We start from the raw sequence: 11,176 nt of genomic DNA, 5'->3' as shown, positions 1-11,176 counted from the left end.
TTTGTTCCGGCATCGCTGCGTATTGACGGAGTCATTGCTTGATGACCCTAAGATCATCAGCGATGGCTCTTGTAAACGCAGCACACCGAAGTCTCGTTCGACTTAGCCTGAAGCTAAGTCCGCAAGAACTCCGCCGTCCACGTTTCTCTTTCTGTCTTTACTTGTCAAACAGCAAGGCCTCCAGAAACAGCCGCGACCACCGACTAAGTCGGCAGCGAAGCCCAACGTTCCCGTGAAGCGCAGTAGAGCGGCCCCGCCAGCGGCGGCGCCGTCTCGATGGCCGCTTTATAGGGGGACCCCCGTTCCGCTGTCAACACACCAGATGAAAGTTTTTCGACAGCGGCTCACTTTTTTATCCGGCTCGCGATTTTCGCGGGTTTTACCCCTGTTTGCCATAGGACGGGCCGCCCGGATTGGGCCGACGGAGAGGCCTCGCCCGCAAACAGCCGCAATTTTTCCCCAGAGGCACGATGCCAACGCCAGGACAGTCTGCGGGGCGAACCCTGAGATTGATTCCCATGCGGGACGCGGGCATGGTCTCTGCTCTATATAAGACAGGGATCGAGCCCGTCCGCGGCATCGACTCGGCGCGCCCCCGGGCGCATCAATGGATTCGCCAGACGCCCGATGAACGCCCCTCCGGACCTCAGAGCGCCGCATGAGCCGCTGACGCCGGAAGCGACGGCGCTGCTCGTCGATCTCGGGATCGAACCGCCCATCACCCCGGCCGGGACGACGCCGGCCGGCATGGATCGCCGCGGCGTGTCGTTGCGCTGGCTCGCGGCCTGCCTGCTCGTCGGCTCCTGTGGTGCGGCCCTCCTCGGTGGCGCCATCCTCGTCGCTGTCCGCGGCGACACCAGCTTCGCCGAGCGCCCCGAGCCGGTCACCCCGCATCAGACCACCTCGGCCGGCGGCGGCGCCCGCAAGGGTGACAAGCTCGTCGCCGAGCAGCCGATCGCCTCGGCGCGTCATAGCGTGCGCGCACCGATGTCCCAGCGCATCGGCGATCGCGAAGTCATCCGGGTACGCCCCTTCGTGCGTCTGTCGACCAATCTGTCGCTGACCAGCGGCGTCTATGCCGCCAACATCCCGCCCTTCAATCCGCTGCGGCTCTTCGCCGAGGGCGGTCCCAGCGGCGAACGCTATGCCGAACCCGTCACCGAGATGCCGGATGCGGATGTCTCGATCACCAAGCGCGATCTCGCCGACATGCCGATCGCGCCCGGCAAAGCCAATCTGACCGACGCCGACGTCGTCAACCAGATGGAGGAGGAGCGGGCCAACCTGGCCGCCGCCGACCGCCGCGCCGCCCTGCCGATCCCGCCTCAGCTGATGCTGAGCCGCACCCTGGCTCAAGGCAACCAGGCCGCCGGCGCCGCCGGCAGCCTGCTGTCCTATGCCCCCGCTACAGATACGTCCTTCTCGGGCATCGAGGTTCGAGTCGTCCCGGAGAACGTCACCAACGCGCCGAAGACTCCGATGGCGGCCACCCGCGAGCCGCAGGTCGAGGAAAAGCTCCTGATCACCCGCCGCGGCGAGAATTTCGAAACCGTGGTGCGCAACGCCGGCGCCAACCGCGACCAGATCGTCTCGATGATGAAGGCCTTCGACGGCCGCGTGAAGGTCGCCGCCCTTCCGGAGGGCCAGGTGCTGCAGGCTCTGTTCGCGCCCGGCCCGCGCCCCGGCGATCCCCGCCAGATCGTTCGTGTCGCCCTGCTCGAGAATGGGCGCCCTTCGGCCGCCGTCGCGATCAACGACAAGGGCCTGTTCGTCCCGGTCTCGCTGCCGCGGGTGGAAGTTGCCGGGCCGCAGCAGAAATCGCAGGCCGGCGCGCAGGACGACGAGGAGGAAGAGGAAGACGAGGGCGGCACCGGCGCGCGCCTCTATGAGAGCCTCTACGAGACCGGGCTGCGCCACGACCTGCCGCGCCCGCTGATCGACGAGCTCGTCCGGATCTTCTCCTATGACCTCGATTTCCAGCAGCGGGTGCGCGGCGGCGACAATCTCGAAGTCATCTTCACCGACGACGACGACGGCGAGCGCGCCGAGATCCTGTCAGCGAGCCTCACCGTCAATGGCGAGACGCGGCAGGTCTTCCGCTATCAGGCGCCCGAGGATGGGCTGATCGACTATTTCGACAGCGACGGCCGCTCGCTGAAGAAGTTCCTGCTGCGCAAGCCGATCAGCGACGGCGAGATGCGCTCGGGCTTCGGCATGCGCTACCACCCGATCATGCGCTATTCGAAGATGCATACCGGCATCGACTGGGCCAACAAGATCGGCACGCCGATCCTGGCCGCCGGCAACGGCACGATCATCAAGGCCGAATGGGATTCCGGCTATGGCCGGCGCATCGAGATCCAGCACGCCAACGGCTATGTCACCGCCTACTCGCACCAGTCGGCCTTCGCCAAGGGCATCGCGCCCGGCGTCAAGGTCCGCCAGGGCCAGGTGATCGGCTTCCTCGGCAACACCGGCCTCTCGACCGGGCCGCATCTCCACTACGAGGTCCTGGTCAACGGCAACTTCGTCAACCCGATGAAGATCAAGGTGCCGCGCGGCCGCGAACTCGACGGCAAGGCACTGGTCGAGTTCAAGCGCCAGCGCGACGAAGTTCTGGGCCTGATCGAGAAGGCCGGAGGCCAGACCGCGCAATTGCGCTGAACCTCGTTTCCCTGCCCGGCGGGCCTGATGCTATCCTCCTTCCTCATCGTCCTTCCCGTCTTCGGCCTGATCGCGATCGGCTATGGTGCCCGCTGGCTGAAGCTTCTGCGGGAAACGACCGGCGAGGGCCTCTCCGACTTCGTCTTCGTCCTCGCCATCCCCTGCCTGCTGTTCAAGACGCTGGCGACGGCCACGATCCCGCCGGACCAGCCCTGGGGCTACTGGATCTCCTATTTCGCCGGCCTCGCCGTCGTCTGGGTTATCGCCCAGCTCGTGGCGCGGCATCTGTTCGCCCGCAAAGGTCCCGAGCTTGTCGTCTCCGGCTTCGCCGCAGCCCAATCGAACACCGTCTTCGTCGGCATCCCGATGATCCTGAAGGCCTATGGCGAAGCTGGCGCGGTGCCCCTGAGCCTGCTGCTCGCCGTGCATTTGCCGGTGACGATGACGGCCGCGACGCTGCTCGCCGAGGGCAAGGGAACTTCGCCGCTCCTGCTGCTCAGGCGCCTGTTCACCCACCCGATCGTCGTCGGCATCCTGCTGGGCAGCGCCGCGCGCCCCTTCGTCGGCATGCTTCCGGCGCCGCTCTGGTCGATCGTCGACCTGATCGCGGGCGCCGCCGTCCCCTGCGCTCTGGTCAGCCTCGGCATCGCGCTCCGGCGCTACGGCCTGGCCTCCGGCATCGCCCTGCCGGCGATCCTGAGCTTCCTCAAGCTCATCCTGCACCCGCTGATCGTCTTCCTGCTGGCGACCAAAGTGTTCGCCATGCCGGTGGCCTGGGCCGGGGTCGCCGTGCTCTTCGCCGCCTGTCCCTGCGGCATCAACGCCTATCTCTTCGCCGAGCGCTACAAGCAGGGCGTCGCCGACGCCTCCAGCGCGATCGCGCTCTCGACCGGACTCTCGCTCTTCACCACCGTCGGCTGGCTGACCTTTCTGGGCGTGGGCTGAACGCCTCGCCCTGACGAGGATCCGCCCGGGCAGCGATTCACGTGAAACCGAGCTGCCGCCGGATCGCCTCCGGCGTCGCCCCGTCCGCCCGCAGATCGGCGAGGCTCCGGGACAGCCGGCTCTTCGCCAGCTTCTGCCCGGTTTCGTCGTTCAGCAGCCGATGGAAATGATAGCGCGGCGTCGGCAGGTCGAGCAGGCGTTGCAGCAGGACATGGATCCCGGTCGCCGCTTCCAGATCCCGCCCGCGAACGACATGGCTGACACCCTGCAGCGCGTCGTCGACGACCACCGAGAGATGATAGCTCGTCGGCACGTCCTTGCGCGCCAGCACGACATCGCCCCAACCGGCCGGATCGACGGTGACGTCCCGCTGTGCTCCAGTTTCGTCGAAGAGTCGGTAGACGAGCGCTGCGCCGGCCACCCGCGCCAGGGCCCGGTCCATGGCGAGTCGCAGAACATGCGGCTCGCCGGCGGCGCGGCGTCGGCGTGCCTCGGCTTCACTCAGGTCACGGCAGGTGCCGGGATAGAGCGGCGCACCATCGGGATCGCGCGGCCAGGGCATTCCGCTCTCGGCCTCGCATCGGCCCACGGCCTCCTTCACCTGCTGGCGCGAGCAGAAGCAGGGATAGACCAGCCCCATCGCATCGAGCCTGTCCAGCGCGCGGCGATAATCGTCGAAATGCCGGGATTGCCGCCGCACCTCCGGTGGGAACGAAATCCCCAGCCAGGCGAGGTCATCGAAAATGCCCTGCTCGAATTCGTACCGGCAGCGCGTCAGGTCGATATCCTCGATCCGCAGCAGCAGCTCGCCGCCGAAGCGCCCCGCCAGCCGCTGGTTGAGCAGCGCCGAATAGGCATGGCCGAGATGCAGCCGCCCGTTCGGGCTCGGCGCGAACCGGAAAACGGGTGGAGACGATGCCATCCGCTTCTGTCTATGGTTTGCGGCGAGCCTCGCCAAGCCCTGCCTCCTGACAGGACCAGGAGCAGCGATCGGCAATAGACCCGGGTAACATGGCGACGATCTCCTGCACCGCCGATCTCGAAGAGGGCATGGCTGCCCTCGCCACGCTCGATCCCGTCTGGGACCAGATCATCGCCCGGACCGGCATTCCGCCGCTGCGCCGCCGCGAGAGCGGGTTTTCGAGCCTGGCCTCGATCATCGTCTCGCAGCAGCTTTCGGTGGCAAGCGCCCGCGCCGTCTGGGCGAGGGTCGAGAGCGTGCTTGCCCCGCTGACGCCGGAACGCGTCCTCGCTGCCAGCGACGAGGAGATGCGGCTGTCGGGTCTGTCCCGGCCGAAGCAGAAGACGCTGCGCGCCGTCGCCGCGGCGATCGCCGAGAACCGGCTCGACCTTGCCGCGCTGGAGACGGCGACGCCGGAATTCGTCCACGCGCACATGACGGCCGTTTCCGGCATCGGCCCCTGGACGGCGGATGTCTACCTGCTGTTCTGCCTCGGCCATCGCGACGGCTTCGCCGCCGGCGACCTCGCGGTGCAGGAGGCCGCGAAGGTCGCTTTCGGGCTGCCATTGCGGCCAAATCCCACCGAACTGGCGGAACTCGCCGAAGCCTGGCGGCCCTGGCGAGGCGTTGCCGCACGCCTGCTCTGGGCCTATTACGCCGCGCTGAAATCGCGCGAGGGCATCAACGCCTGAAGCGTCAGCCGCGCGCGATCTTCAGCGCAGCCTGCGCCGCATGACGCAGAAAGCCAGTATCGCTCATCACGGTGACCAGACGCGCGCCGAGTGCGACACCTTCCGCGGCCCGTTCGGCGCTCGCAGCATAGAAGGCGACCGGCTTCTTCACGGCATTGGCCCGCGCCACGATGTGGCGCAGCGCGTCATCGACCTCCTTGGCCGAGGCATTGACGGAGGCGCCGCCCGACAGCGCGATCGAGAGATCGGACGGGCCGACGAAGAGCGCGTCGATCCCCTCGAGCGCGAGGATGTCGTCGACGATCGCCAATGCCTCGCGGGTCTCGATCATCGCGAAGGTCAGCGAGAAGCTGTTGGCCAGCCTGAGATAGCCGTTCTGGTCGAGGCCGGAAGCGCCGAGGCCGCCATAGCTGCCCCAGCTGCGCTCGCCGAGCGGCGGATACTTGGCATAGGCCGCGAGCCGGCGCGCATCCTCGATCGTGTTGATCATCGGCGCGATCACGCCGGAGGCGCCGGAATCGAACAGCTTCGAGACGTTCTGGAACTCGCCGACCGGAATGCGGGCCAGCGCCGGCTTGCCGGCGGCGTTGATCAGCGGAATCGCCCGGATCACCTCGGCGAGCGTGATTGGGCCGTGCTGCATGTCGAGCGTGACCGCGTCGAAGTCTTCCTGCGCCAGGATCGCGGCGATGCTCGGATCCGGCAGCCCGCACCACGCGGACAGCAGCGTCTCGCCCTTGGCGAGACGATCGGCGAGCGAGGACAGCACGGTCGGCTTGGCGGCGGTCATGAGCGCATTCATCCGGTTGCCCGCTCTTCACCACTGGCGGGTCCAGGGACCCTGGACCGAACCGGCGGTGAAAGGCAAACGATGCGGCATGCACCATGCTCAAGGGCGCAATGCGATGAAGTCCGCCCTGCGGCCGAGCGTCGTTCAGCGGCCGGCCTGGATCTCGTCGGCGGCCTTGATCAGGAGCTCGGTCATCGTCCGACGGATCTCATCGTCCGCGACCGTGACGCCGCCCGCGGCGAAATCGGCCTTGACCTTGCGCAGCACGTCGTCGTCGCCGGCCTCCTCGAAATCGGCGAGCACCACGGACTTGGCATAGGCATCGGCATCGGCGCCGCTCTTGCCGAGCTTCTCCGCGGCCCACAGGCCGAGCAGCTTGTTGCGCCGAGCCGTCGCCTTGAAGCGGAGCTCCTCGTCATGCGCGAACTTGTTCTCGTAGGCGTCCTTGCGCTGGTCGAAGGTGGTCATCTGGTTCTTATCCTCTTCGGAGCGGCAATCTTGCTGCGGCGCGATATCAGCTTCGCCATATAGCAATGTGATGGCGGTGCGGGCTAGAGGCCCAGCTGTCCAACCTGATCCGGCACGGCCAAATCCGGGGTCGCGACCCCGCCTCAGGCGCTTTGTTGCGTTTGCAGCACGAAAGGCCCATATAGCGCGACGTGTGGCCGGTTCCTAGGGAGCAGGGCCCGCATGAACCAGCCGGACCGGCGCGCCAGGATCGAACTCGACAGAGCAACGAGATTGCGCGAGAGCGTGCTGAAAAGGGCCATGATCCCGCCGCGGGCAACCGCGACCAGAGAGAGGCCGACCCTTTGGATTTCCTCAAGCCACGGTATATCCCGATGAACCGCCGCCGTCGCATTTACGAAGGCAAGGCGAAGGTCCTCTATGAAGGACCGGAGCCTGGAACGCTGATCCAGCATTTCAAGGACGACGCGACCGCCTTCAATGCCAAGAAGCACGAAGTGATCGACGGCAAGGGCGTGCTGAACAACCGCATCTCCGAGCATATCTTCAGCAATCTCAACGATATCGGCGTTCCCACGCATTTCATCCGCCGCCTGAACATGCGCGAGCAGCTGATTCGCGAGGTCGAGATCATTCCGCTCGAGGTCGTGGTCCGCAATGTCGCTGCCGGCTCGCTCTCGACCAAGCTCGGCATCGAGGAAGGCACCCAGCTGCCGCGCTCGATCATCGAGTTCTACTACAAGAACGACGCGCTGGGCGATCCGATGGTCTCGGAAGAGCACATCACGGCCTTCGGCTGGGCAACGCCGCAGGAGATCGACGACATCATGGCGCTTGCCATTCGCGTCAATGATTTCCTCTCCGGCCTCTTCCTCGGCGCCGGCATCCGTCTCGTCGACTTCAAGATCGAGTGCGGCCGGCTCTGGGAAGGCGACATGATGCGCATCGTCGTCGCCGACGAGATCAGCCCCGATTCCTGCCGGCTCTGGGACATCAGGTCGAAAGACAAGATGGACAAGGATCGCTTCCGCCGCGACCTGGGTGGGTTGATCGAGGCCTATACCGAAGTGGCGCGCCGCCTCGGTATTCTCGGCGAGAACGAAAAGCCGGGCCCGGCGGGCCCCCGGCTGGTGCAGTAATTGTCGCGCCTCGTGCTGTGAGCATGACGGCTAGCAAGTCCCAGACGACCGGACGGGGGCGCTTGCGCTCCCGTTTGCGTTTCGGCGCGCTCGCGCTCGGCATGATCCTGATCGCCGGCTGCGCCGATCATTTCGGGCCGGGCCTGGTCCAGCTCGCAGCCGGGCGCGGCTGGGAACCGCTGCCGATCCAGAACTGGGTCGTCAACGACGGCATCAATCCGAAGGCGATGGTCTTCTGCACGCCGCAGGACTGCGAGCGGCCGGGCGTTGCCGCGCTGCTCAGCTTCGAAGGCAGCGAGGCCGCGGACATGGCGCGGACGCTTGCGCTCAACCCGGCGCGGCTGGCACGCGAGTTCTCCAAGCGCCCAAAGGCGAAGCGGGCCGAGAAGCCGAAGAGCACGACCACCGTCTCGCGCTTCAAGCAGGACGGCACCGACGGCATCCTCGTCGAAATCCGCGCCAGGGACGGCGGCCGCCTGGCCGCGACCGCGATCCTCTACGCGCGCAAGGACACCACGCTGTCCATGGCGATCGCCGTGACCGACGATTCGCAGGCCGCCCAGGATTTCGCCCGCGCGACCTGGGCGAGTCGCTGAAATGGTTGAGCCGGCACCGATTCACCGCTAAGCGAACCGACAAGCGCCCCGTTCCGGAGATCACGATGAAAGCCCGCGTCACCGTCACCCTCAAGACCGGCGTGCTCGACCCGCAGGGCAAGGCGATCGAGGGCGCGCTGAAATCCCTCGGCATCGACGGCGTCGGCTCGGTCCGCCAGGGGAAGGTCTTCGACATCGAGCTCGACGGCGCCGACAAGGCCGCGGCCGAGGCCGCCCTCAAGGCTGCCTGCGAGAAACTCCTCGCCAACACCGTCATCGAGAACTACCGGGTCGAGATCGGAGCCTGACCGATGCGCGCCGCCGTCATCACCTTCCCCGGCTCGAATCGCGACGGTGACGTCGCCAAGGCCCTGCGCCAGGCGGGCGCCACGGTCGACCATGTCTGGCATGGCGATCATGAGCTGCCTGGTGGCACCGACCTCGTCGTCCTGCCCGGCGGTTTCTCCTATGGCGACTATCTGCGCTGCGGCGCCATCGCCGGCCGCGCCCACATCATGGACGCGACGCGGGCCCATGCGGCGCGCGGCGGCCTCGTTCTCGGCATCTGCAACGGCTTCCAGATCGCCTGCGAGGCCGGCCTGCTGCCGGGCGTGCTGGCCCGCAACGCCGATCTGAAATTCGTCTGCAAGCGCCAGCATCTCAAGGTCGAGCGCAACGACACCGCCTTCACCTCGGCCTATGCCAAGGGGCAGGTGATCGATGTCTGCATCGCCCATGGCGAGGGCAACTATATCTGCGATCCCGAAACGCTGGCCCGGCTCGAAGGCGAGGGACTCGTCGCCTTCCGCTATTGCGATGCGGATGGGAACGTGACTGCCGCGACCAATCCGAACGGCTCCCTCAACGGCATCGCCGGCATCTATTCGCCCGGCCGCAACGTGCTCGGCCTGATGCCGCATCCGGAGAATCTGATCGACGGCCTCGTCGGCGGCACCGACGGCCGCGGCATGTTCGAAAGCCTGGTCGGCGGCAAGAAGGCGGCCTGACCTGCGGCCGTCACTTCACCAGCGCCGCCGCCTTCGCCAGCATGCGTGACGCCGCCTGCCCGTCGAGCGGGCCGACATGCTTGTCGAGGATGCGCCCGTCCGGCCCGATCAGGAAAGTCTCGGGCACGCCGTAGACGCCCCAGTCGATCGCGGCGCGGCCGGCACGATCGGCACCGACGGCGGAATAGGGATTGCCGAGCGCGCCGAGGAAGCGGCGGGCGTTCTCGGCCTCGTCCTTGTAGTTGAAGCCGACGAGCTGGACCTTGCCCTGCTTCACCGCGGCCGAATCGGCCATGGCGACGAGGAAGGGATGCTCGACCCGGCAGGGCGCGCACCAGCTGGCGAAGACGTTGACGATCGTCGCCTTGCCCTTGGCGAGATCAGCCATGCCGAAGGCCGGCACAGGTTGGCTATCGCGCTGCAGGCCTTCGAGCGGCGCCAATGTGACCGCCGGGGCCGGCTTGCCGATCAGGGCCGAGGGCACCTTGCTGGCATCGCCCGAGAACAGCCCTTTGGCGAACACCGCCGCCAAGGCCACGAAAACCAGCAGCGGGATCGCATAGAGCCAGGGCGACCGTCGCGGCGCTGAAACGGACGCCTCGCTCATGACGACGCTCCGCCACGACGACCGGCGCCGCGCTCTTCCAGCGCCGCCAGTGCACGCCGCTGCGCGCGCCGGTCGAGCAGGATCGCGGCGGCGAGACCGCCGAGGATCACGGCCGCAGCCAGATAGGCGGCGAGGATGAAGCCGGCATGGGGTCCGAGCACGTCCGTCATTGCGCCGCCTGCAGCGAGAGCCGGTCGAGCCGCTCGGCCTCGAAGATCGTCAGTGTGCGCACGCGCCGGCGCAGGATCTCGGCCTGCATGGCGGCGCAATGCAGCGCCAGCGCCAGCAGCGTGAAACCGATCGCGGTGATCACCAGCGGCCAGAGCATCGAGGAATGGATGGTCGGCCCGCCCAGCCGCAGCACCGAGGCCGGCTGATGCAATGTGCTCCACCAGTCGACCGAGAACTTGATGATCGGGATGTTGACGCAGCCGACCAGCGTCAGGATCGCGACGGCGCGGCCGGCCCGCGAAGGCTCGTCGATGGCCCGGCGCAGCGCGATCAGGCCGAGATAGATGAGGAACAGCACCAGCATCGAGGTCAGGCGCGCATCCCAGACCCAGTAGGTGCCCCACATCGGCTTGCCCCAGAACGACCCGGTCAGCAGGCAGATCAGCGCGAAGCAGGCGCCGATCGGTGCTGCAGCCTGCTGGGCGACGTCGGCGAGCGGATGGCGCCAGACCAGCACGCCGAGCGCCGAGAGCGCCATCATCGAATAGAACATCAGCGCCAGCCAGGCCGCCGGCACATGGATGTACATGATCCGAATCGTCTCGCCCTGCTGGTAGTCGGAGGGGGCGACGAACCAGACGAGATAGAAGCCGATCGTGAGCAGCAGCGCCGCCGCTCCCGCGAGCCAGGGCAGCAAGACGCTCGACAGGCGCATGAAGCGCGCCGGATTGGCCAGTTCGGTAAGGCTCGCCATGACGGTGGTGGCCGGCTCTGCTCTTCTTTCGACCAGAGAGCATGTAGCAATCGCCGGCCCGGCTCACAATCGAGGAGCGGTACCTGCGACGATGAGGCTAGCAAGAAGGCTAGTTCTTCTCCGGCACGGCCGGCTCGTCGCCATCGACCTTGTCGAGGACGCTGAAGCTGCCTGAACGAGCGCCGTCGGCAGCGACGTCGAAGCCCTCGGCATTCAGGCCGCGCCTGAGCAATTCGCGGACGGCCGCGGCGCGGCTCGGCATCCGCTTCTCGAACCGCCAGTTCTCGACCGCACGGAGTTCGTCCGCGCTGAGCATGATCTGCAAACGTTCGCCGCGTTCCAAATCCGGCATGGCGCGCTCCATCGCGCTGGAAATGAGTAA

General features: G+C 67.0%; 14 protein-coding genes. 7 read left to right on the top strand and 7 right to left on the bottom strand.

The genetic code is table 11. The features are described from left to right. The first annotated feature begins 627 nt into the window (after positions 1-627). Both BMZ21_RS28835 and BMZ21_RS28830 read left to right on the top strand, forming a co-directional pair. Complete coding sequence (locus BMZ21_RS28835) at positions 628-2,664, top strand: M23 family metallopeptidase (RefSeq protein ID WP_244544074.1); 2,037 nt, start codon at positions 628-630, stop codon at positions 2,662-2,664. Positions 2,665-2,691: 27 nt separating this feature from the next. Continuing rightward, positions 2,692-3,609, top strand: coding sequence for an AEC family transporter (locus BMZ21_RS28830; protein ID WP_091843162.1), 918 nt, complete (start codon positions 2,692-2,694; stop codon positions 3,607-3,609). Between the two features lie 37 nt (positions 3,610-3,646). Here BMZ21_RS28830 and gluQRS read toward each other — a convergent pair whose 3' ends face one another. Beyond that, positions 3,647-4,531 carry a tRNA glutamyl-Q(34) synthetase GluQRS gene (gene gluQRS / locus BMZ21_RS28825; RefSeq protein WP_091843159.1) on the bottom strand — a complete coding sequence of 295 codons (885 nt, stop codon included), beginning with the start codon at positions 4,529-4,531 and terminating at the stop codon, positions 3,647-3,649. Positions 4,532-4,620: 89 nt separating this feature from the next. On the opposite strand from gluQRS, the gene BMZ21_RS28820 reads away from it, so the two are divergent. Next, positions 4,621-5,262 carry a DNA-3-methyladenine glycosylase family protein gene (locus tag BMZ21_RS28820; RefSeq protein WP_091843154.1) on the top strand — a complete coding sequence of 214 codons (642 nt, stop codon included), beginning with the start codon at positions 4,621-4,623 and terminating at the stop codon, positions 5,260-5,262. A gap of 4 nt (positions 5,263-5,266) precedes the next feature. On the opposite strand, the gene BMZ21_RS28815 is transcribed toward BMZ21_RS28820, so the two are convergent. Together BMZ21_RS28815 and BMZ21_RS28810 are read right to left on the bottom strand one after the other, a co-directional pair. Next, a complete protein-coding gene (locus tag BMZ21_RS28815) occupies positions 5,267-6,052 on the bottom strand; it encodes an HpcH/HpaI aldolase family protein (protein ID WP_091843191.1) in 786 nt (261 codons plus the stop codon). Positions 6,053-6,196: 144 nt separating this feature from the next. Further along, positions 6,197-6,520, bottom strand: a complete 324-nt coding sequence (locus BMZ21_RS28810; RefSeq protein WP_091843151.1) for a DUF1476 domain-containing protein — start codon at positions 6,518-6,520, stop codon at positions 6,197-6,199. A gap of 344 nt (positions 6,521-6,864) precedes the next feature. Between BMZ21_RS28810 and purC the strand changes: the two genes are divergently transcribed. From purC to purQ, 4 genes are all read left to right on the top strand, one after another. Next, complete coding sequence (purC, locus tag BMZ21_RS28805) at positions 6,865-7,659, top strand: phosphoribosylaminoimidazolesuccinocarboxamide synthase (RefSeq protein ID WP_091843148.1); 795 nt, start codon at positions 6,865-6,867, stop codon at positions 7,657-7,659. A 62-nt stretch (positions 7,660-7,721) separates the two neighbouring features. Then, positions 7,722-8,255 (top strand): hypothetical protein, encoded by a 534-nt coding sequence (locus tag BMZ21_RS28800; RefSeq protein WP_143079838.1) that lies wholly within the window; start codon positions 7,722-7,724, stop codon positions 8,253-8,255. A 65-nt stretch (positions 8,256-8,320) separates the two neighbouring features. Beyond that, positions 8,321-8,563 (top strand): phosphoribosylformylglycinamidine synthase subunit PurS, encoded by a 243-nt coding sequence (gene purS / locus BMZ21_RS28795; RefSeq protein WP_091843141.1) that lies wholly within the window; start codon positions 8,321-8,323, stop codon positions 8,561-8,563. Positions 8,564-8,566: 3 nt separating this feature from the next. Then, positions 8,567-9,262, top strand: coding sequence for a phosphoribosylformylglycinamidine synthase subunit PurQ (gene purQ / locus BMZ21_RS28790; RefSeq protein ID WP_091843137.1), 696 nt, complete (start codon positions 8,567-8,569; stop codon positions 9,260-9,262). Positions 9,263-9,272: 10 nt separating this feature from the next. Here the strand turns inward: purQ and BMZ21_RS28785 are convergent, their stop codons facing one another. The 4 genes from BMZ21_RS28785 to BMZ21_RS28770 form a co-directional block, all read right to left on the bottom strand. Further along, a complete protein-coding gene (locus BMZ21_RS28785) occupies positions 9,273-9,869 on the bottom strand; it encodes a DsbE family thiol:disulfide interchange protein (protein WP_091843132.1) in 597 nt (198 codons plus the stop codon). Beyond that, positions 9,866-10,039, bottom strand: a complete 174-nt coding sequence (gene ccmD, locus BMZ21_RS28780) for a heme exporter protein CcmD (protein ID WP_091843129.1) — start codon at positions 10,037-10,039, stop codon at positions 9,866-9,868. Before ccmD ends, BMZ21_RS28785 begins: the two co-directional genes overlap by 4 nt. Then, on the bottom strand, positions 10,036-10,794 hold the full coding sequence (locus BMZ21_RS28775; RefSeq protein WP_091843125.1) for a heme ABC transporter permease: 759 nt from the start codon (positions 10,792-10,794) through the stop codon (positions 10,036-10,038). The genes ccmD and BMZ21_RS28775 overlap by 4 nt, the downstream gene beginning before the upstream one ends. Before the next feature lie 109 nt (positions 10,795-10,903). After that, the gene (locus BMZ21_RS28770; RefSeq protein WP_091843186.1) at positions 10,904-11,146 is read right to left on the bottom strand and encodes a hypothetical protein; all 243 of its coding nucleotides are present in this window, start codon (positions 11,144-11,146) and stop codon (positions 10,904-10,906) included. Positions 11,147-11,176: the final 30 nt, after the last annotated feature.

Origin of the sequence: Allobosea lupini (assembly GCF_900109525.1) — a bacterium.
Taxonomy (GTDB): Bacteria; Pseudomonadota; Alphaproteobacteria; order Rhizobiales; family Beijerinckiaceae; genus Allobosea; species Allobosea lupini.
The sequence above is the reverse complement of the archived record's forward strand: the minus strand, read 5'-3'. Positions and strand labels throughout refer to the sequence as shown.